Genomic DNA, 19,589 nt, shown 5'->3' with positions numbered 1-19,589 from the left:
GGGCATATCTTGATTTAAGCCGGACATACCGGTATGGGATTTTGGGCATTTTTCTGATAAATGCGAGGCTTCCTAGGTCTATGCATCCGGACGAGCCGCTCTGCGAGGGGCGAGCCGAAGCGGTGTTTCCGTTTCTTGAACTGACTGAGAGATAAGATGAAAGCGATCATTCTCGCCGGTGGTTTGGGCACTCGTATCAGCGAAGAATCCCACCTCAAGCCGAAGCCGATGATTGAGATCGGAGGCAAGCCAATTCTTTGGCACATCATGAAAATGTACTCGCATCACGGGATCAATGATTTCGTGGTTTGTCTTGGCTACAAAGGCTACGTCATCAAGGAGTACTTCTCCAATTACTTCCTGCACATGTCCAATGTCACGTTTAGCATGCGTGAGAATAGCATGGAGATTCACGAGAAGTTCGCCGAGCCCTGGCGCGTGACGCTGGTTGATACCGGCGAACTAACCATGACCGGCGGTCGCCTGAAGCGGGTCGCGCCGTATATCGGCAATGAATCGTTCTGCTTCACCTACGGCGATGGTGTCGCGGACCTTGATATTTCGGCTCTCATCGCCAAGCATCGCGCCGCTGGAAGGCTGGCGACCGTAACCGCGATCCAACCCCCCGGTCGCTACGGCGCACTGCACATTGAGAAGGAAGCGGTCCACCATTTCCAGGAAAAGCCGGCGGGCGACGGCGCCTGGATCAATGGCGGGTTTTTCGTGCTCGAGCCCGGCGTGCTGTCCTATCTCGACGGCGACGAGACGATATGGGAGCAGCAGCCATTGCAGCGGCTGGCTGCCGAGGGCCAATTATCAGCCTATCGCCACAGCGGTTTCTGGCAGGCGATGGACACGCTTCGTGACAAAAATCATCTCGAGGAATTGTGGTCGTCGGGGAAGGCCCCCTGGAAGAGTTGGTGATGATGTTCGGCGATATCTACAAGGGTCGCCATGTGCTGGTGACCGGACACACCGGCTTCAAGGGAAGCTGGCTGGTACTATGGCTCAAGGCGCTGGGCGCGAAGGTGACGGGAATAGCGCTTCCGCCGGAGACCGATCCCCACCATTTCGGCCTGCTGAATCTCGACCTCGAGACCCACTTCATCGATATTCGCGACGAAAAATTGCTCCGCGATCGGATCCGCAAGTCAAATCCGGATGTTGTGTTCCACATGGCCGCCCAACCACTGGTGCGGCGTTCCTACCGCAGTCCCCTGGAGACCTGGGCCGTCAACGTGATCGGCACGGCAAATGTGCTCGACGCATGCCGCGAGGCGGAGCGCCTTGCTGCGATTGTCGTCGTGACCACCGACAAGTGCTACGAAAATAACGAGTGGGTCTGGGGCTATCGCGAGACCGATCGTCTAGGAGGGCATGATCCCTACAGTGCGTCCAAGGCCGGGTGCGAACTGGTTGCAGCCAGCTACCGGAAATCATTCTTCAACTCGCCCTACGCGCCACTGCTGGCCACGGCGCGCGCCGGTAATGTGATCGGCGGTGGCGACTGGTCCGAAGATCGTCTGATTCCGGATCTGGTGCGCTCGATCCGGCACGGCAGGCCGGTGGAGATCAGATCGCCGACGGCGACGCGACCCTGGCAGCATGTTCTCGAATGCCTCTCGGGTTATCTCATGCTCGGACAGAAATTGATCGAACGCGATTCCACCTTTGCCGAGGCCTGGAATTTCGGGCCCGATCGGGAAGGCAACCGCCAGGTTCGGCAGGTCCTCGACGCGATCAAGCTGCAATGGCCGGCTGCGGAATGGTACGACGCCGGTCAGGTCCAGGCCCACGAAGCGCATCTGCTTCAGGTCGATTGCGACAAGGCCCGTCAGCGCATGCACTGGCGGCCGGTATGGACCTTCGACGAAGGTGTAACAGCCACCGCCGAGTGGTATCAGGCCTGGCTCGAACGAAGCGATGTCATGAGCCGTGCGCAGCTCGATCGGTATGTCGCGCACGCCAGTGCCCGGAAGCTGGCGTGGGCCGAGGGTTCGGCTTCATGAAGCTTGAGCAGACAGGCATCGAGGGGGTCTGGGTTGCGGAGAGCGTGGCCCACCAAGACTCGCGTGGGGCATTTTCCCGGCTCTTCTGCTCTCGTGAGCAACAGGACATTATCGGATCACGATCGATCGTTCAGATCAATCATTCGATCACGCGTCGCGTCGGCGCGCTCAGGGGACTGCACTATCAAAACGCGCCACATGCGGAAATGAAGATCGTCCGGTGTCTGAGCGGTCGCGTGTTCGACGTGGCCGTCGATTTGCGCAAGGGATCGGCGACGTTCCAGAAATGGACGTCGCTGGAACTCACGCCAAACAATCGCCGCGCTCTCGTCATCCCGGAAGGATGCGCGCATGGCTTCCAGGTGCTGGAGCCGGATTCCGAACTTCTATATCTGCATACTGCGTTCTACGCGTCCGAAGCAGAAGGTGCCGTCCGCTTTGACGATCCAATGATTGGTGTGAAGTGGCCGCTGGCGCCGACCGACCTGTCCGATAGGGACCTCCATCATCCGCTTCTCGAGAGGAATTTCGAAGGTATCGTCGTATGAAATGCCGTCATTGCCATCATGAGCTCGAACACGTCTTTCTCGATCTCGGTCACGCGCCCCCATCGAATGCCTATCTGTCGGCCGGCCAGCTGCGCGCGCCGGAGACGACGTTTCCGCTGCGGCTTTATGTCTGCGACAAATGCTGGTTGGTCCAGACCGAGGACTATGCGGCGGCCGACGAATTGTTTTCGCGCGATTATGCGTATTTTTCCTCAACCTCCCGCAGTTGGCTGCAGCACGCGGCGCGTTATGTGGAGAAGATCACTGAAATCCTGAAGCTGAACCGCGACAGTTTCGTGATCGAGGTCGCGTCCAATGACGGGTACCTGCTGAAGAACTTCGTTGCGGCGGACATCCCATGTCTAGGGGTTGAGCCGACCAGCAGTACCGCCGACGCTGCAGAAAAAATCGGCGTGCCGGTGCTGCGCAAGTTCTTCGGACAGGCGACCGCGACGGAGCTGGCGGAAGGGGGCAAGCGCGCCGACCTAATCTGCGGTAACAACGTCTACGCGCACGTCCCCGATATTAATGACTTCACGGACGGCCTTCGGATTGCGCTGAAGCAGGGCGGCACCATCAACCTGGAGTTCCCGCATCTGATGAACCTGATCAGGCTCAATCAATTCGATACGGTCTATCATGAGCATTTTTCTTACCTCTCGCTGACCGCCGTCGTCCACATATTTGCAAGGTCAGGACTGCGAATTTTCGATCTGGAAGAACTGCCGACGCACGGCGGAAGCGTGCGCATCTACGGATGCCACGAAAGCGATCCGCGGGAGACACAGCCGGTTGTGATGGATATGCTGGAAAAGGAGAAGGCCTATGGCTTGCGTGACCTGGCCATCTACAAAGGATTTCAGCGCAAGGCGGACAAGGTCAAGGATGACTTTCTTGAATTCCTGATTACCCAAAAGCGCGCAGGCAAATCGGTGGCTGCGTATGGTGCCGCGGCGAAGGGCAATACGCTGATGAACTATGCGGGGGTCAAACATGATCTCGTGAGTTTCGTGTGCGATGCCGCGGCCTCCAAGCAGGGGAGCTACATGCCGGGAAATCACCTCGCAATCCTGCCGCCGTCCCAGCTTGCGAAGGTCAAGCCCGATTGGGTTGTCATCTTCCCCTGGAACATCGCCGACGAGGTGGTGCAGCAGCAGCAGCAGCTTCTGGCATCAGGCAGCAAGTTCGTCATAGCCGTTCCGGAGCTCAAGGTTATTCCGTGAAAATCCTGGTGACAGGCGCGACGGGATTTGTCGGGCGGCACGTTGTTAACACGCTGCTTGGCCGAGGTCATTCTGTTGTCGCTGTTGCCCGCAACGGCGAGAAGGCCCGATCGCTGCCGTGGTTCACGCAGCTGGAATTTATCTCCTGCGACCTTCACCAGGACTTCCGGCCGGCGCTTTCGGATGGATCTCAGCCGGATGCCCTGATCCATCTGGCCTGGCCCGGTCTGCCGAACTATCGCGACTTCTTTCACCTCGGCCGCAATCTTCCTGCTGACCTGTCGTTTCTGGAAGCAGCCGTGGATTCGGGTGTCTCGCAAATCATGGTGGCGGGGACCTGCCTTGAATATGGCATGGAGTATGGGCCGCTGACCGAACAAGGCGCTACGGCGCCGATCACGGCCTATGGTCTTGCCAAGGACGCCTTGCGGAAATCACTGGAGTTCTTGCAGCAGCAAAAGCCGTTCACTCTGCAGTGGATGCGGCTGTTCTATATGTATGGCGAGGGGCAAAACCCAAGTAGCCTGCTCGCGCAACTCGATCGCGCAATTGACGAAGACGCTCCATTTTTCAACATGTCGGCGGGCGATCAGCTGCGCGACTATTTGCCGATCAACGATGTTGCCGCGAATTTCGCATTGGCTCTTGAGAATCCACTAGCCTGCAATGGGGTCATCAACTGCTGCAGCGGCGCGCCGATATCAGTATTGGATCTTGTGTCGCAACGCCGACGCTCACGATCAAGTGGGATTGAACTCCGCCGCGGTCACTTCCCGTATCCCGACTACGAGCCGATGGCCTTCTGGGGCGTGCCCTCCAAGCTCAACGCGCTGAAGCTGTCGTCGCAGTGACTATCGTGGGCGGCCAAGTCTCGTCGATGCCATCCGCCGCTCCGGAGGCGGACTCAGATTTCGTCAGTTTCGACGGCCGCATCCATGCCCGAGGGCAACTCCAGCAGCCCGATCGGTATCGCTATTGGCGAACCGACTTGGCAGAAACACCGCGCATTTCGCGAGGCTCCGGGCTTTCTTACGCGGCAGCAAGCTTCCTGCAGGATGGTTTGTCGGTCTCGCACCGATCGTTCGATCGCGTCACGGATTTCGATTCCGCATGCCATGTCGTTGAGGTCGAGACGGGCATCTCGCTGTTCGCGCTGCACCGCTTCCTGTCTTTGCGCGGGCTTTATCTGCCCATCCAGCCGGGGCATGGCCGAATTTCGGTAGGGGGCTGTATCGCCGCCGACGTCCATGGCAAGAACCAAAGTCGCGATGGCACGTTTATCAATCAGGTCGAGTCGATTGATTTATTGCATCCGTCTCACGGGATATTAGAGCTGTCGCCACAGAAAAATCCGGACCTGTTTCGATTGACCTGTGGCGGTTACGGTCTGACCGGACACATCATCCGCGCACGACTGCGCGCCTCACCAGCACCGATGGCCTGGGTCCAGATGCGCGGCGTGCCGTTCGCCGATGCCGCAGAAGGATTCGAGCGCCTGCGGCTCGCCACCCGCGGCACCGATTTCGCCTATACGTGGCACGACATGGCATCATCAAGGCCCGGGTTCGGAAGCGGCTATCTATTTCAGGGCAGGTTCGTCGACGAAGGCGCATCGAGGGCATCGGATGCGGAACCGCCCGTGCTATCATCCGAGAGCCGCGGCCGCTGGCCGGTTTCCCTGATGAATGCGATCTCATCGCGTGCCCTCAACCTGGAGTTTCGGCGCCGACAAAAAAGGACACTGGGGGGACAGGTCGTCTCCTTGCAGGATGCGCTGTTTCCGGCTCACAAGACGCAGTTGTACTTTCAGCTGTTCGGCGCCGCAGGTTTTCGCGAGTATCAGGCGATCCTGCCTGACGAGGCGATTGAGGACTATGTCGAGTCAGTCCGCGCCTATGTCCGTGCCCAACCTCTGCCGATCACACTGTCATCCGCAAAGGCATTTGCCGGGAGGCGGGAGTTGCTGCGATTCACCGGGGCAGGCATTTGTCTCGCCCTCGATGTGCCGGCTGGTGCAGCCGCTGATCGGTTCATGGCTTTTCTCGACGAACGGGTGATGGCGCTTGGCGGCCTGCCCAACATCATTAAGGATTCGCGCTTGCCCCGCGGTGTGGTCGACTTTTGCTATGACGGAGCGGATCGTTTCCGAGACGCGCTCCACGCGTTCGATCCGAAACGCCTATTTCGTTCCGATCTATCCGAAAGGCTCGGCCTTTGAGAGCCCTGGTGATTGGAGCATCGGCGGGCGTGGGACGCGCGCTATGCGAAGCACTTGCGGCGCGTGGTACGGCGCTGCTTCTGGTGGCACGCGATGCACAGGACCTTGATGCGCTCGCCGCCCATCTTCGATTGGTCCACGGCGTCGAGGTGCGAAGGGTCGCCGCCGATGCTAGTGTCCCCTCGGTCTGTGTGCAGCAGATCGCAGCGGCCGCTTCGCAGTTCGGCGAGATCGATGGGCTTTATTTTCCGATTGGGGCATCGCAGCCGGATGACCTTGGGCTGTTAAACGCGCAGGACACGCTTCGGATAGTAAATTCCAACCTCACCGTCGTGATGGCAGTCACGGCGCACTTACTGCCGCAGCTTCTGCAACAAAAGCGAGCGCGCATTGTAGGTTTCGGTTCGATCGCCGCCGTTCGCGGCAGGAGAGCCAACGTGGTATATTCCGCTGCAAAAAGGGGATTGGAGAGCTACTTTGAAAGTCTGCGCCATCTCACCGTCGGCGCCGGCGTGCTGGTTCAGTTCTTTCGACTTGGCTACGTCGAAACCCAGCAGTCGTTTGGCAAGCGTCTGCTCTTCCCCATCGTATCGCCTGCGCGAGTTGCAGATTATGTAATGGCGAACGCTGATAACGACATCGGAGCGGTTTTTTTTCCGAGGTTTTGGGCGGGAGTCGCCCTCGCGATTTCTCGGCTACCCTGGCGAATTTTCAAAAAACTGAATTTCTAACTTCACGCGTTGAACAGATCTGTTCTTATGGTTGAAGCGACGTCCGGACTTGCCCCCGTGGCGTCAATTGAATGGTGCGGACGCGCCAAATCATCATCAGGTTACCCGAAGCCCCGCGTCAGCGGTGAGATACCGGCGTAAGTCCTCGTCTGTTTTGAGCGAGACAATCTCGGTCAACAGGCAGTGCCGCAAAGTAAGGCCGCTTGTCCTTACGTAGGAGATACCATTGACGACGGTTCATCGCCGAGCTGCGACCCAGTAACGGATGGAAGAAAACCCGACAAAAGCGAAGACGTCGAGGCGCCGCACCGAATGGGAGCGGCGTTGACGTAATGCCCGTCGCTACGTGGCCTTCCCAGGAAGAAGACCTTGCTAGAGGCGATGATGCGGGCGTCCGAGCCACCGATGACATGGCGGTCGAGGCTACCTAGTTTCGAAGTGACAAAACGAACCCAATTTAAGGATGAACAGCAATGAGCTGGCTGCATACAGCGAGTAGAGAGCTCCCGTCGGAGGGTGCGACATATTGAAAAGAAGCAATGATTGTCGGAAGATTGGCGGATATCTCCTACAACTTGGGCCACTGAGCTTTGAAGCGTCCGGCAGTGTTTTTTGATCGTGATGGCGTCCTCAACGAGGACGACGGCTATGCTTTTGATCCGGACAAGATCCGGTGGGTTGAGGGAGCCCAACAGGCCGTCAAAGCGGTCAATGACGCCGGTTATCTCGCGTTTGTCGTGACGAACCAATCAGGAATTGCGAGGGGGTTTTACCAGGAACGTCATGTTCGCAATTTGCACGAATGGATGTCGCGTGAGCTTGGAAGCTTTGGCGCGCATATCGATGCGTTCGAGTTTTGCCCACATCACCCAGATGGCCTGATTGAGCGTTACCGTGTCCTCTGCAATTGTCGTAAGCCGCAGCCGGGGATGATCAGAGCCCTGCTTGAGCGGTACCCAGTTGATATCGATGCTAGCTTCATGATTGGCGACAAGCAGAGTGATCTTGATGCGGCCCAAGCGGCCGGCATCGCGGCCTACCTATTTGATGGGTCAAACCTCCATTCGTTCATCGCTCGGCTATTAACGGAGTGGTCCCCCGATCCCCCGCCTCAAATACTGTCGCGCAGAGGTGGGGGAACGAAGGATTGATGCCGTGTCTCGCAATCGACGGATCGATCGCTAGCTGCTGAAATCCGGGAGGGCAACGCACCGAAGAGTACCGGCCGGCAAACCAGCGCTGGGAAAGTAATAGCAACCCGCAACGCTTATCGGCATGGCTTATCTCGTTGGACGAAGCCCTTCTCGGGCTTTGCTGGTTCGATGCAGTTTTGCCGGGGAGCTCAAGGGCGCGAATATGGAAGCCGCACTTAGGGCCTGACTCAACTAAGGAGTCGACAGCATCGACCGCGAGCTCCTCAGGCCAGGTCTGATCCTGGTCGTGGTTGAGGGCGCTGGACAAAGGACATGAGATTCCTGTCGAACTTGGAGCGGTATGAGAAGGCTCCGCTTTTGCGGCAGCGGCGGGGCTCAAACGCTTGTAGCGGCACAACGTATGAGGATCACAAGCGGGTCAGGACCGTAGAGGCGGGACTCAAAGCGCGCGCGCAAGCCGGGGAACTCCGTTCGATTGGACAGCTGGCAATTCGCTGCTAGTATTTTCATAGCCTTGGAGGGTGCATGAACTACATTTTCCCACTACTGGCCGTCGTCATTACCCTCGGCCTTTTTGTGCTCTACGCGATGGTGCGGCAGAACTTTCGTCGATCCCGTCCCACCGATGAGGTTCCTTGTTGGCCTGACTCCAGCCTGAGATAGGCGCCTCAGCGACTTACATTAGCAATTCAGTAGGCTTCGGCCCACAATCCAGCGGTCGCCAAATAGGACGCATCGAAAAAACCGAAATTTCGCTTGCGCCGTCGGGCAAAACAGTGGTTCATGAGATGCTGGTCCAGCCGCTAATGGAGCCCAGCCAATGGCCGACGAATGCAAGGCTTTGTCCGATCTGCCGGAACTAGCCAAGCTTAATGGGGAATTCCGCAGGAACTACGGGAAGCTTCTTGGAGCTTTCTTATATCTGCGTTCGATCAGTGCCGCTCGTGGAAGGTCCTGGTTTTGGACCGCTTTGCTTTCAGCCGTTTGCTCCGCCGCGCTGGCGTGGCTGGAGAAGCGGGGTGTCTCGCTATGAGCCGCAGGTGACGGGCTGGAAAACAGTTGGCCCTTGGCGGTGCATGATTTACGCCCGCGCTCTCTCAATCAAAGGGCCGTGCACCAGGCGAGCGATTTCTCCAAGCGATGCGCGAGATCTCGCTGCAAGGTGAAGACGTGCTGTCGAGGGGCCCGTTAAACCACCCCGCCGAAGTCGATGCCTTCCTTGGCAAGCTCCTCGGCTTCCTCGGCGGAAGCGGTGGGCTTCGTATCGAGGTAAGGATGCTCAGAGGCCGGCAGGATGGTGCGGATGTTCTGGCCATCCGCCCGCGTAATGCGGGCAACCCAACCCCTATGGCCGTGCTCAAATCGCTCGATGTGGTACTGCTTGTACGTAATCATGACTCTCAAACGCAACTGATGCTGAAGGCCTTGTCTATATGAGACGGCGCCGCTGCACAACGGGTGTTAAAGCTAAGTTAATGTCCGACAGTCTGGACCGGCGTCTCTCATCGGTCCTGTTCATAGAAAAACCCGCCGACTTGGGAGCCGGCGGGAGTTAACTGAGATTGCGACCGCGCTAGTGGTCGCCAACTGACCCTAGCACGGTGGCTCGCCAGCGTTAACGGGAGGGCTTGTTTGTTTTTTGCTCATGCGGCCGGCGGCGACGGCGTTGTGATTTACAGCAGCCGATAGCTGAGATTGCTGACCCGGCAGCAGCCCGGTCGGTACCCCCTTTCGAGCCTGACGTGTTCCGCCCTCTGCAACTTGCCGACGGAAGTCGGGCCGGCTCGGAGGCGCCCCAATACTTGCATGGCTGCTCGTCGAAGCAACACAACGAGAAAGAGGCTAGTCGCGATCCGGGCTTACGGAAGCGAAATCACGAGCGGCAAGCTCCAATTCGAGCTCAGTGATCCGCTCGAAGATGCGAGCAGCGATCCTCTCCGACTCCTGGACAGTCAGCGACCGGATACCCAAAGAGGTGAGTTCGTCCCTTAGGATTTTCGCGACAATCGACTTAACACTCATACTGGACACTCGTTGTAGGCATATCCTAAATGCGAGCATCAAAGCTGACCCTGAGCGTCGGCACAAGTTCTTAAAAGCGGTTTGGCGGACGTCGACGTCGTCGGTGGATGTTGCTGGTTTTGAGATGAGGTGCTTTCGGCCGCTTGCTCCTTGGCTTCTGCGTGGCGCGGGAGGCTGGATCCGGCTTTGTTAGTCGTCGGGTGATGGCGTGAACGAGGCCATTGATCGTCTTGAAGCTCGCAATTCCCCGCCGCGCTCGCGATGATTCGGAAAAGCGGATCGTGCGCCTTACTTTGCCGTCGGTCGGCAACAATACGTAATCGAGTACGGTTGTGTTGTGCTCGGCTAGCCGGATAGCGGCAATCCAGCCGTCAGGGAGGCACGTCTCGCGCTGAATGCTCCAGTGGGGGGCATGGCTTGGCTTTCGACCAGGGGTCCAGCGGGCCGCCCTAACGGAGAGACAGGCGGTTCCGTCCACCCGCAGGCAATCGCTCCAGCCGCCCGAACCAATGCGCCCGCCTGCCGCCCTAATCGCGGCGGCGACCTGTTGGACAAGCTTTGACCTCAACTCGGACCAGAGAGGACGAGCGTCGAGATATTCGTAATTCCGCTTCGGTGTGTAACCGAGCAATCGATAGAGGTTTCGAAAATTGCCAAAGTGTATTTGACAGGTCGCCGAGCAGGGCAATCCCGGTGTTCGATCGATGATGGCCGGGGTCAAACGGCCTTCTTTGAGTAGGGTTCGGCGCAGCCGGACAAGCATCTCCTGCTCGGAGAGATCAACGCGGCGTTCCTCGATGATCTTCTTGACTCTGAAGAAGACCTCGCGATCGATGATGGGTTCGATACAGCCCTCGGTTCTGATCCATTGTTCAGGCGGATTCCTCACTGCCGCCTGCCGTAGCTTTTGAGACTTTCGGTTGAAGACGAGGTTTCCGATATAGCTCTCATTTCTAAGAACAATGCCGACCGCAGCGCGGGTCCATGGCACGCCAGTGCTCGAGGCGAGCGCTTTCCGGTTGAGCTCCCAAGCGATGACCGTCTCGGATCTGACCTCCAAGAATCTTTCGAATATCCACTTCACGACCGCGATTTCCTTCGGGGCACCGGGTCTTATGCGAATGTGGTCAGTGAGGATGTACTTTCGCTCCCCCTTCCTCATCACACGTCTGGTTTGCATCTTTTCATCGACGAGCTCTCGCACCAGAGCGTAGCCGGCGCGACCGCATGGCTTGTAGCCGAGCCGCGCAAACCGACATTGACCGGCGTAGACTTTCGCCGAAAGCTCGCGGCTGTACTCGGCCGCCATCACCCGCTTGATGTTCTTGACGATGCTCGCAAGCATGCTGCCGTCGTTTTCGAATTGCTCAGCACAATAGGCAACCTTGATGCCAGCGCGTCTGCACACGAACTCGTAACGCGCGCTTCGTCAACGTCCTGGAAGCGTCCCCACCGGCTGACGCCGTAGACCAGGAGATGGCCAAAATCGGCTTGGTTGCTCTCGACATCCTCCAGCAACTGAAGCAGCCCGGTCCTGTTCTTGATCAGCAATCCGCTCTCGCCCTCGTCCTTGTAGGGGCGAACCAGCGTAAAGTTGTGGGCGTTGGCGTACGCCGCAATGACAGCGGCCTGATTTAGGATCGGGTATTGCTGCCGGGCCGTTGACATCCTGACATATTGAGCTGCGCGAACACTGAGGAGCGATCTTGGCAGATGAGCTTTATGAATGATGAGGTCATTACTCATTCTTCACTCATCCAAACTCGAGGTGGCAGACATAGGACTACTTGTTCGGTTGCTGTTCAAGGATGAATCCCTTGAACGTGCCAGTTGGATTGCTGCGCTTACGAATTGCATTCGCAGCGCCACTCTCCACTGCGCCGTTGGCCAAGCAACGCAGACGAGTCGTGCCGGCCCGATTGATAGAGATGCGCAATGCGCCGTTTGCAAGGGCTGCCGGTTTCTGCCCAGATATCAGTCGCGCTGGCGATCTAGCTTGGTCGCCCTCGGACGAGCGGTCGGCGCATCGCGCGGGTTGGGAGGCGCTGATTCCTGATTATGAATGAGCGCATGCGCTTGGTTTGTGCAGCGTTCAACAACTGCTTGAACAGGACCAGAACCTCGCCCAGCTACGCCTAGGTGGTAATTGCCTGTTTGGTCGAAGCCATAGCTCGCAAGCCGTGCGTCGATCTCGTTCCAGCTATGGGATCACGGGCAGCTTGCGCGTGGTTGGAAGAGCCTTTTCATCGGGCGCTCTCCAAACCAAGCTTTCCGGCAAGCGGCGCGGTCTTGACAGCGGCCTCGGCCGGACCATGGGCGGCCGGACTTGCTGCCCACAGGGCTTGCGCTACCGGCAATGGCGCGATCTGCACGTTCGCCCACCACGCCCTTTCGTTTCCATGGCGGTGCAGCTCTTGATGGTGCGCACGGCACAAGGGCACGGTGAATTCGTCACTGACCTTACGGCCGAGAGCTCTCGGTTGCGCGAATTTGAGATGGTGCGCATCGCAGGGCGTCTGCTTGCAGACGAGACAGGGCTGGGCGCGCACGAATGCGAGGTGCGTCTTGTTGCGCTTGCGGGAGGCTTCCTTGGGGAAGGCCAGCCCAATGCTTGGCTCTGGGGTAGATGGGCCGTCGGCTGCGCCAACTCGCTCTGCATCCACCTGAACCGATCGTTCCGCCGGTACCAGGTCTCCGGGCGCAAGCTCGTCCGGCGCGATGCTGATCTCACAAGGGACGGCCGCCTCGAGCCGCGTCTGATAGGCCGCCTCAATCGCGCGAGCGTCCCGCTCCAACAGGGTGTTCTTGAGCGGCAGGCTGGTCTTGGCCCAATTCAGGAGGTCATCCCCGCTCAACAGTGAACTCAGCTCGCCGAGCAGGCGGTCCCGCAGCTCGGCCGATGCTTGCGCATCTCGCAGCGGCTGGTTCACGACGCCCTTGACCGGCTTCCCCTGGGCCACGGGTGCGCTCTGCGACGTGAGCGATGGGCCAGCCATCAGGTCCGGCGCATCCAGATCGTCCTCGCCGGCAATGCCGACCAGGGTAAATAACGCGTAACGCCGGGCATAGGTCAGGGCGGCGCCCATCCGGTGTGGGGCGGCGGTGTCGGTGACCGGACACACTGGCCAATCGGAGGCAATCCATTCGCCAGAGCTGTGGAGCAGGGTGGTCGTGAGCTTGATCAGCCCGGTGCCGGCATCGATCGCAGTGGCCTGCACGGTCGCGATCTCGTATCGGGTAAGGCACTTGCGCACGATCTCAAGGCCGCTGGCGAGCGAGGCGTAGCGAAAGGTGCGGCTCTCCTCGCGTGGGAACGGCGATATGATCGTCGCGGTCAATAATTTCTCCGGGTTTTCCAGCTCCGCCTGCGCCTTGGCCAACGCGCTAGCGATTTGGCTGATGGTCTCGCTGGTTCGCTGCATGGCGTTCTCCGCTGCTGGGCTATCGGTCGCTGAAGAGATCAACTTGGATCGCGAGCAACAGCCCGGCGACCACCAGCTGTTGCTCCAGGTGCTGAGTTACAGTCAGAAGGACCTGGTCCTGCGCGTAGCTCGATTGAAAGGCGCGCAGTTTAGTCCAGAGCTCGCCAAACAGCTCGACGGCGACCTGGTAGGATTCCGGAGGATCGGAGGAGGGATCGAGATGGACGAAGTCGAAGGTTAGCTGCATCGGCAGAGCCTCCGAAAGCGGGAGGTCGCGCTTGGCAAGCGGCGGTCCCGTGGCTGAGCTCGGGGGGGCGCTTAGGCGGCTTCGACCACTTCAAAGCTGATCGCACCCGCCTTGGAACGCTTGGCCCGCAAGCCGTGGCCGCTCGCCTCTTTGGCGTCTTCCGGCACCAGTGCCTTTAGCTCGGTTTTCGCCCGTTCGTGCTCCAGCGCGGCAGTGCGGGTTTGGCGATAGAGCGCGGCCAGTTCCGCCCAGGCGTTTGAGCCTGCCATGTCGACCACCCGCACCGCCGACAGCCGCGGCCGCGGCGGCTCGATGCCAAACAGCTGCGGCGCCTCGCCGGTCTGCACGCAGCGCCAAAACTTCTTTTCCGCGGTCAGCAACAGATGCTGGTACAGCGGGTCGGCATGGACCTTGATCTCGACCCATTTGCCACCACCGGTGATGATCGACAGCACCGCGGCGCGGGCGGCGACCACCCACATGTTGTGCTGCAGCTGCGCCATGTGTTTGTCCGCCGCCGCTTCCTCAGAGAAATTCCAGGGCAGCGCGAATTTGCTTTCGAAGACATCACCGGTTTGGTGCACCCGCCCATCTAGGGTCGCTCCCATCCAGCGGTGGACCGGGTGCAAAACCCGTCGCTGAACGTGCTCGATCGCGTGGCCGGTTTGCCGCTCGTACCAGGCGCGGTTGAGGGGCTCGGTTGCGGTGCCGAGCTGGACGATGAGATCTCCCGAGAGGTCCGCGGGCTCAGCCTCGCCGCGCTTTTCCTGCCAGAGCCCAAGCAGAGCCGCGGCATCATTGCCCATGATGGTGCGGGCATCGGAGCCGCCTATGAACGCGCGGCGTTTGGCAATTGCATTGGCAAATTCTGGCATCATTGCAATTCTCCTCATTCGATTCGGAAGCTCCACAACGATACTAAAAGTATTAAATGGATCAATCAAAGTCAATACTAAAAGTATCAGTGCGCCAACTCAAAGCCGCACGGGCGCTGCTGGGCTGGTCCCAAGATGACTTGGCCAGAGCTGCTGCAGTGTCGATCCCAACTATCAAGCGGCTTGAGGCATCGGATGGATCGCTTGGGGGACGTGATCAAACGGTTCAGAAGATCGTAAATGCAGTCGTGTCTGCCGGGATCGACTTCCTATTCGAAAATGGAAGCGGACCAGGCGTACGGCTTCGCAAGCCGAACGTTTCAAAGACCTAATATCCGCAGCTCCACGGCCGAGCACTATTGTTTGGATTTCCGAGTCGCCGCATCAAGCGATGCCGGCGGCCGCGTTTTGGCTCACGCGGATCATCAGCGGAAAAGCCAATGCCATCTGCTTTGATGTTACGATTCGCTAAGAAGTTTCAGAGAAGCTCTGGCCTGTTAGCTGGGCCATCGTGTTTGAACGCCGAACGGGTAACCGTCGTGGGCCAGCTACGAGGCGGAGTTCAGGCGGCGTTTCCCTGATTTTGTAGCGGAACAAGGATGTCTGATGTCCTCGGGCATCGGTCTTGCCATTCGTCCGTGAAAAAAGGAGCCGCCATGCGTCATCAATGGAAAATCCTACATCGAGAACTTGATCGATTGATCTTGAAGGGCAGGGGTTCGCCGCGAAGTCGCCGCAAGCGCCAAATCCCGCCGGACCGCCGACAGCCTTATTCCGGCTGTCGTTCTCAACATGCTCATCGCCGCTTGGCCTCGCGCAGGCGGCCTGTCCTCCGCGCATCGATCGGCAGGCAACGATCGTGGGTTGCCGCGCGAGCAACAAGCGTCGGTGCATCGCGCCTGGTCGGCGTCGACCTTGCCATCTGGCGTCAGCAAACGCTGATGGGCAGGTCCGCAGCGCAGGCGCTGACGGGGAAGTGCTTTGATGGCGATGCGGAGGCGGCGAGCCATGTCTGACGGCGATGGAGATGATTACAAAGTTGGGTATCGGAGGCCACCGATGCAGGGGCGATTCAAAAAGGGGCAGTCGGGAAATCCCAGCGGCAAGCGCAAGCCCAGGAATCCATCCAACCGCAAGCCGATGAAATGGATCGCCGAGGTGCTGCACGAAGAGCTTCAACAGGAGATTACGGTGAGTGAGCACGGCAAAGAGTACAAAATCACAAAATTGCAAGCGCTGGTAAAGCAAGCCGTGACGTCGGCGGTCGACGAGGGAGAATTGCGACCGCTCAAGATCTTGCAGGGCCTCGAGCCGCTAGTTGATGGATCTCTCCAAGCGACCGAGGCGAGACATCGGGAGCAGAGCGAAGCCAGGGAGCGGGTCACAGAGAAACTGAATAGGTTGTCGCAACGGCTGCTGGGGCGCAAACTGAACGACTAGTCCATTGCGCCAGGGGCTGCCTTAAGAACCGGGCTGCACAGTAGGCATGCTATTCCGCGGACCGGTCCAGCTGGTCTTTGCGGATCTGCGCGGGGGCGCAATTTGCGACGAGGATATGATTTGGGCTTTTGGAGAAAATGATGCCGCCGACTCCACCAAGTGGACTCACCTCAGTTTTCCTGCTGGGGCCCGAATTCGCTGCTGGAACGCTTGGATTCCCTGCAGTGATCTATGCGAACCGCTGGAGATCCATAGTTCTCAGGCATTTCCGGTGCCCGCTGTCTAAAGGTCCGAAAAAAACGATCTATTCCCTGCAAAATTCCCTGCTCGCAGGGAATTTGACATCCCCTACCGTTCGTCCGCGATCACCTTGCCGTCGTTCGGCAGCGCGCCGGGACTGACGAACTCGACGCTTCCGCCGAGTTTCGTCACGGCGCGCAAGCTGGTCGCAATCTCCTCGCGCAGGGCGTCACTCGTGGCCGCCGTTTCCGCTTTCAGCGTCATCGCGTCGGTCTCGCCCTGCCGTGTGACGACGAGGCGCAGTCTTCCGAGCGCAGAATGACGCTTGCCGATCTCGGCGATCTGCTCGGGGCGGATGAACATGCCCTTGACCTTGGTGGTTTGGTCGGCGCGGCCCATCCAGCCCTTGATGCGCATGTTGGTGCGGCCGCACTTGCTTGGGCCCGGCAGCGCTGCGGTGAGGTCGCCGAGGGCGAGCCGGATCCAGGGATGGTGCGGATCGAGCGACGTCACCACGATCTCGCCGACGTCGCCCGGCGTCACGGGATCGCCCGTGCCGGGCTTGACGATCTCCAGGATCAGGTCTTCGTTCACGACCATGCCCTCGCGCGCCTCGGTCTCGAACGCAATGAGGCCGAGATCAGCGGTGCCGAAGGCCTGGTAGGCATCGATGCCACGCGCCTTGATCTCCGACTGCAGTGAGGGCGGGAACGCCGCCCCGGAGACCAGTGCGCGCTTGATCGAGGAGACGTCGCGTCCCGCGTTCGCTGCGGCATCGAGCAATATCTTCAGGAAGTCCGGCGTGCCGCTGTAGCCGACCGGGCGGTAGGCCTCGATCAGCTCGAATTGCTGCTCGGTGTTGCCAGGCCCTGCCGGGATCACGGCGCAGCCGAGAGCCCGCGCCGAGGCATCGAAAATGAAGCCGCCGGGGGTGAGATGGTAGCTGAAGGTGTTGAGGACGATGTCATCGGGGCGGAACCCGGCCGCGAACAACGCCCTTGCGCCGCGCCAGGGATCGGCCTGCCGTCCCTCCGGTTCGAAAATGGGCCCTGGCGAGGTGAAGAGGCGGGCAAACGACCCCGGCGCCGCCGCCACGAAGCCTCCGAAGGGCGCGGAGGCCTTGTGCAGGGCGGGTAGTTCCGACTTGCGCAACACCGGCAGGCCCGCCAGCGCCTCCCGGGAGGTCACTGTGGCGGGATCGAGGCCTCTCAGCCGCTCGGCATAGGCCGGGGCGGCCATTGCGGCTCGTAGCACCTCTGGCAGGCGGGAGAACAGATCGGCCTCGCGAGCGGCTTGTTCACGCGTCTCGCGGGCATCGTAGTGGGCGGTCATGGCTGTTCTTTCCGTGTTGGCATCCGTTGCGCGCCGCCGCTGGCGTGGGTATCAGACGGCGATTGGCGAGGCCGAGAGAGGACGCGATGGCGGACGAAGGAATCATTGCGGCGGAGGAGGCGACGGACGTCGTCGCGCGCCTGAAGCGCCGCATGATCGAGGAGGCGCTGCCGCTGTGGTCGACCGTCGGCTGGGATCCTGCTGCAGGCGGCTTCATCGACCGGCTGCACCGCGACGGAACTGCGGATGCGGCCGCGCCGCGGCGCGTGTTCGTGCAGGCCCGCCAGATCTATTGCTACGCCAAGGCCGCGCAAATGGGCTGGTACCCTGAGGGCCGCGCCATCGCGCTGAAGGGGCTGGAGCACCTGCTCGGCAACGCCAAGGCGCCTGACGGCCGGCCGGGCTATGTGCACCGGCTGACGCCGGAAGGTGCGGTGCTGGACGGCCGGCGCGATGCCTACGATCACGCTTTCATCCTGTTTGCCCTCGCGACCGTCTACGCGCTCGACCAGGACGCGCAGGTTCGTGCCGAGATCGACGCGCTGCTCGCTTTCCTCGACGGTCATCTCCGCTCGCCGCATGGAGGCGTGCACGAGGGCCTTCCGGTCTCGCTGCCGCGCCGGCAGAACCCGCACATGCACCTGTTCGAGGCGATGATCGCGTGTTTCGACGCGACCCACGACCTGGTGTTCCAGAACCGTGCAGGCGGGTTCTTTGCGCTGTTCCTGGCCAATCTCTACGACAAGCAGAAGCGCATCCTGACCGAGTATTTCGAGGAAGACTGGTCGAAGATAGAGCCGGTCAGCGTCGAGCCGGGCCACCAGGCGGAATGGGTATGGCTGCTGAAGGGGTTCGAGCGCATCACGGGATGCCCGACCGGTCAGCGCCGTGCCGAGTTGCTTGCGACCTCGATGCGCTATCGCGACGAGGCCACTGGCTGCTTGATCGACGAAGGCGACGACATCGGCAATATCCGCCGCAGCACGCGCCGGCTGTGGCCGCAGACCGAGATCGCGAAGGCGTGGATAGCGCAGGCCGAATCCGGCGAGGCGGGTGCGGCGGACGAGGCGCGCGCGGCGCTGGTGCGGCTCGAACGGCATTATCTCAGCCATCCCGTGAGGGGCGGCTGGTACGACCAGTTCGATCGCGACGGCAAATCGCTGATCGACACCATTCCTGCGTCGTCGTTCTATCATGTTCTCTGCGCGGTCACGGAAGCGGAGCAGGTGCTCGAACCCTAAGAGTTCAGAGCCAGCGCTTGCGCCGCTTGAAGCTCTTGAGGTTCTTGAAGCTCTTGCGCTGGTCGCCGGCCCCGCCGAGGTAGAATTCCTTGACGTCCTCATTGTCGCGCAATTCGTCCGCGGTGCCGTCGAGCACGACCTTGCCCTGCTCCATGATGTAGCCGTGGCTCGCCACCGACAGCGCGGCGCGTGCGTTCTGCTCGACCAGGAGGATGGTGACGCCGAGATCGCGGTTGATCTTCTGGATGATGGAGAACACCTCTTTCACCAGCAGCGGCGACAGGCCCATCGACGGCTCGTCCATCAGGATCATCTTCGGGCGCGCCATCAGCGCGCGGCCGATCGCGAGCATCTGCTGCTCGCCGCCGGAGAGATAGCCGGCAAGGCCGGTGCGTTCCTTCAGGCGCGGGAAATAGTTGAACACCATGTCGAGATCGGCATCGACCTCGCGGTCCCTGCGGGTGAAGGCGCCGAGCTTGAGGTTCTCCAGCGAGGTCATGTCGGCGACGATGCGCCGGCCCTCCATCACCTGGAAGATGCCGCGGCGGACGATCTTGTCGGGGTCGATGCCGTTGATCCGCTCGTTCTCGAACACGATTTCGCCGCGTGTGACCTCGCCGTCCTCGGTCTTGAGCAGCCCCGAGATCGCCTTCAGCGTCGTCGATTTGCCGGCGCCGTTGGCGCCCAGCAGCGCCACGATCGCGCCCTTGGGTACGTCGAGGCTGAGGCCGCGCAACACCAGGATGACGTCGTCATAGACGACCTCGATGTTGCGCACGGCGAGGAGGGCGGCGGCGGGCACTGCTGTGGGAGTGGTGCGAGTGGCTTCTGCGATCTGACTCATGCTTCAAAACTCCGCTGCCGTCGCCCGGCTTGACCGGGCGACC

20 protein-coding genes are annotated in these 19,589 nt (G+C 60.2%); 13 read left to right on the top strand and 7 right to left on the bottom strand.

Annotated elements, in window-relative coordinates; all coding sequences use genetic code 11:
• Positions 1 to 156 precede the first annotated feature (156 nt).
• The 10 genes from rfbF (at position 157) to A3AS_RS48240 (ending at position 9,320) form a co-directional block, all read left to right on the top strand.
• Positions 157 to 924, top strand: a complete 768-nt coding sequence (gene rfbF / locus A3AS_RS0109955; RefSeq protein ID WP_018317449.1) for a glucose-1-phosphate cytidylyltransferase — start codon at positions 157 to 159, stop codon at positions 922 to 924.
• Positions 924 to 2,009: a CDP-glucose 4,6-dehydratase gene (gene rfbG / locus A3AS_RS0109950; RefSeq protein ID WP_018317448.1), complete on the top strand. Its 1,086-nt coding sequence runs from the start codon at positions 924 to 926 to the stop codon at positions 2,007 to 2,009. Before rfbF ends, rfbG begins: the two co-directional genes overlap by 1 nt.
• Positions 2,006 to 2,557, top strand: coding sequence for a dTDP-4-dehydrorhamnose 3,5-epimerase (rfbC, locus tag A3AS_RS0109945; protein ID WP_026201848.1), 552 nt, complete (start codon positions 2,006 to 2,008; stop codon positions 2,555 to 2,557). Before rfbG ends, rfbC begins: the two co-directional genes overlap by 4 nt.
• Complete coding sequence (locus A3AS_RS0109940; protein WP_018317446.1) at positions 2,554 to 3,780, top strand: class I SAM-dependent methyltransferase; 1,227 nt, start codon at positions 2,554 to 2,556, stop codon at positions 3,778 to 3,780. Before rfbC ends, A3AS_RS0109940 begins: the two co-directional genes overlap by 4 nt.
• Complete coding sequence (locus tag A3AS_RS0109935; protein WP_018317445.1) at positions 3,777 to 4,631, top strand: NAD(P)-dependent oxidoreductase; 855 nt, start codon at positions 3,777 to 3,779, stop codon at positions 4,629 to 4,631. The genes A3AS_RS0109940 and A3AS_RS0109935 overlap by 4 nt, the downstream gene beginning before the upstream one ends.
• 5 nt (positions 4,632 to 4,636) lie before the next feature.
• Positions 4,637 to 5,998 (top strand): FAD-binding oxidoreductase, encoded by a 1,362-nt coding sequence (locus tag A3AS_RS0109930; RefSeq protein WP_245283180.1) that lies wholly within the window; start codon positions 4,637 to 4,639, stop codon positions 5,996 to 5,998.
• Between the two features lie 8 nt (positions 5,999 to 6,006).
• Positions 6,007 to 6,729, top strand: coding sequence for an SDR family oxidoreductase (locus tag A3AS_RS0109920; RefSeq protein ID WP_245283179.1), 723 nt, complete (start codon positions 6,007 to 6,009; stop codon positions 6,727 to 6,729).
• Positions 6,730 to 7,319: 590 nt separating this feature from the next.
• Entirely contained in the window at positions 7,320 to 7,880 is a 561-nt protein-coding gene (locus A3AS_RS0109915) for an HAD-IIIA family hydrolase (protein ID WP_018317441.1), read from the top strand.
• A gap of 823 nt (positions 7,881 to 8,703) precedes the next feature.
• Positions 8,704 to 8,916 (top strand): hypothetical protein, encoded by a 213-nt coding sequence (locus tag A3AS_RS44935; RefSeq protein WP_084674812.1) that lies wholly within the window; start codon positions 8,704 to 8,706, stop codon positions 8,914 to 8,916.
• A gap of 107 nt (positions 8,917 to 9,023) precedes the next feature.
• Positions 9,024 to 9,320, top strand: coding sequence for a hypothetical protein (locus A3AS_RS48240; protein ID WP_198293692.1), 297 nt, complete (start codon positions 9,024 to 9,026; stop codon positions 9,318 to 9,320).
• A gap of 655 nt (positions 9,321 to 9,975) precedes the next feature.
• Here A3AS_RS48240 and A3AS_RS48235 read toward each other — a convergent pair.
• The 5 genes from A3AS_RS48235 to A3AS_RS0109885 form a co-directional block, all read right to left on the bottom strand.
• A complete protein-coding gene (locus tag A3AS_RS48235; RefSeq protein ID WP_198293691.1) occupies positions 9,976 to 11,250 on the bottom strand; it encodes a recombinase family protein in 1,275 nt (424 codons plus the stop codon).
• The gene (locus A3AS_RS46530; RefSeq protein WP_198293690.1) at positions 11,214 to 11,651 is read right to left on the bottom strand and encodes a recombinase family protein; all 438 of its coding nucleotides are present in this window, start codon (positions 11,649 to 11,651) and stop codon (positions 11,214 to 11,216) included. The genes A3AS_RS48235 and A3AS_RS46530 overlap by 37 nt, the downstream gene beginning before the upstream one ends.
• A 497-nt stretch (positions 11,652 to 12,148) precedes the next feature.
• Entirely contained in the window at positions 12,149 to 13,327 is a 1,179-nt protein-coding gene (locus A3AS_RS0109895; RefSeq protein ID WP_018317438.1) for an ERF family protein, read from the bottom strand.
• 19 nt (positions 13,328 to 13,346) lie between these two features.
• A complete protein-coding gene (locus A3AS_RS44930; protein ID WP_084674811.1) occupies positions 13,347 to 13,574 on the bottom strand; it encodes a hypothetical protein in 228 nt (75 codons plus the stop codon).
• Between the two features lie 71 nt (positions 13,575 to 13,645).
• A complete protein-coding gene (locus A3AS_RS0109885; protein WP_018317436.1) occupies positions 13,646 to 14,452 on the bottom strand; it encodes a YqaJ viral recombinase family protein in 807 nt (268 codons plus the stop codon).
• Between the two features lie 53 nt (positions 14,453 to 14,505).
• Between A3AS_RS0109885 and A3AS_RS44925 the strand changes: the two genes are divergently transcribed.
• Both A3AS_RS44925 and A3AS_RS0109875 read left to right on the top strand, forming a co-directional pair.
• The gene (locus A3AS_RS44925; protein ID WP_018317435.1) at positions 14,506 to 14,781 is read left to right on the top strand and encodes a helix-turn-helix transcriptional regulator; all 276 of its coding nucleotides are present in this window, start codon (positions 14,506 to 14,508) and stop codon (positions 14,779 to 14,781) included.
• A gap of 727 nt (positions 14,782 to 15,508) precedes the next feature.
• Positions 15,509 to 15,889 (top strand): DUF5681 domain-containing protein, encoded by a 381-nt coding sequence (locus A3AS_RS0109875; RefSeq protein ID WP_018317434.1) that lies wholly within the window; start codon positions 15,509 to 15,511, stop codon positions 15,887 to 15,889.
• A gap of 348 nt (positions 15,890 to 16,237) precedes the next feature.
• Here A3AS_RS0109875 and A3AS_RS0109870 read toward each other — a convergent pair whose 3' ends face one another.
• Positions 16,238 to 17,461 carry a phenylacetate--CoA ligase family protein gene (locus tag A3AS_RS0109870; protein ID WP_018317433.1) on the bottom strand — a complete coding sequence of 408 codons (1,224 nt, stop codon included), beginning with the start codon at positions 17,459 to 17,461 and terminating at the stop codon, positions 16,238 to 16,240.
• Positions 17,462 to 17,547: 86 nt separating this feature from the next.
• Here A3AS_RS0109870 and A3AS_RS0109865 point away from each other — a divergent pair, with 86 nt between their 5' ends.
• Positions 17,548 to 18,702, top strand: coding sequence for an AGE family epimerase/isomerase (locus A3AS_RS0109865; protein ID WP_018317432.1), 1,155 nt, complete (start codon positions 17,548 to 17,550; stop codon positions 18,700 to 18,702).
• Between the two features lie 4 nt (positions 18,703 to 18,706).
• Here the strand turns inward: A3AS_RS0109865 and A3AS_RS0109860 are convergent, their stop codons facing one another.
• Positions 18,707 to 19,546 (bottom strand): ABC transporter ATP-binding protein, encoded by an 840-nt coding sequence (locus tag A3AS_RS0109860; RefSeq protein ID WP_018317431.1) that lies wholly within the window; start codon positions 19,544 to 19,546, stop codon positions 18,707 to 18,709.
• Positions 19,547 to 19,589 lie beyond the last annotated feature (43 nt).

Source organism: Bradyrhizobium sp. WSM2793 (assembly GCF_000379585.1).
Taxonomy (GTDB): Bacteria; Pseudomonadota; Alphaproteobacteria; order Rhizobiales; family Xanthobacteraceae; genus Bradyrhizobium.
This window is presented reverse-complemented; position numbering and strand designations above follow the sequence as displayed.

What these genes read in the sequence shown, in the direction of transcription:
- rfbF (WP_018317449.1), top strand. Translation starts at nt 157, where the DNA reads ATGAAAGCGATCATTCTCGCCGGTGGTTTGGGCACTCGTATCAGCGAA.
- rfbG (WP_018317448.1), top strand. Translation starts at nt 924, where the DNA reads ATGATGTTCGGCGATATCTACAAGGGTCGCCATGTGCTGGTGACCGGA.
- rfbC (WP_026201848.1), top strand. Translation starts at nt 2,006, where the DNA reads ATGAAGCTTGAGCAGACAGGCATCGAGGGGGTCTGGGTTGCGGAGAGC.
- A3AS_RS0109940 (WP_018317446.1), top strand. Translation starts at nt 2,554, where the DNA reads ATGAAATGCCGTCATTGCCATCATGAGCTCGAACACGTCTTTCTCGAT.
- A3AS_RS44935 (WP_084674812.1), top strand. Translation starts at nt 8,704, where the DNA reads ATGGCCGACGAATGCAAGGCTTTGTCCGATCTGCCGGAACTAGCCAAG.
- A3AS_RS48240 (WP_198293692.1), top strand. Translation starts at nt 9,024, where the DNA reads ATGCGCGAGATCTCGCTGCAAGGTGAAGACGTGCTGTCGAGGGGCCCG.
- A3AS_RS48235 (WP_198293691.1), bottom strand. Translation starts at nt 11,250, where the DNA reads ATGCTTGCGAGCATCGTCAAGAACATCAAGCGGGTGATGGCGGCCGAG.
- A3AS_RS46530 (WP_198293690.1), bottom strand. Translation starts at nt 11,651, where the DNA reads ATGAGTAATGACCTCATCATTCATAAAGCTCATCTGCCAAGATCGCTC.
- A3AS_RS0109895 (WP_018317438.1), bottom strand. Translation starts at nt 13,327, where the DNA reads ATGCAGCGAACCAGCGAGACCATCAGCCAAATCGCTAGCGCGTTGGCC.
- A3AS_RS44930 (WP_084674811.1), bottom strand. Translation starts at nt 13,574, where the DNA reads ATGCAGCTAACCTTCGACTTCGTCCATCTCGATCCCTCCTCCGATCCT.
- A3AS_RS0109885 (WP_018317436.1), bottom strand. Translation starts at nt 14,452, where the DNA reads ATGATGCCAGAATTTGCCAATGCAATTGCCAAACGCCGCGCGTTCATA.
- A3AS_RS44925 (WP_018317435.1), top strand. Translation starts at nt 14,506, where the DNA reads ATGGATCAATCAAAGTCAATACTAAAAGTATCAGTGCGCCAACTCAAA.
- A3AS_RS0109875 (WP_018317434.1), top strand. Translation starts at nt 15,509, where the DNA reads ATGCAGGGGCGATTCAAAAAGGGGCAGTCGGGAAATCCCAGCGGCAAG.
- A3AS_RS0109870 (WP_018317433.1), bottom strand. Translation starts at nt 17,461, where the DNA reads ATGACCGCCCACTACGATGCCCGCGAGACGCGTGAACAAGCCGCTCGC.
- A3AS_RS0109865 (WP_018317432.1), top strand. Translation starts at nt 17,548, where the DNA reads ATGGCGGACGAAGGAATCATTGCGGCGGAGGAGGCGACGGACGTCGTC.
- A3AS_RS0109860 (WP_018317431.1), bottom strand. Translation starts at nt 19,546, where the DNA reads ATGAGTCAGATCGCAGAAGCCACTCGCACCACTCCCACAGCAGTGCCC.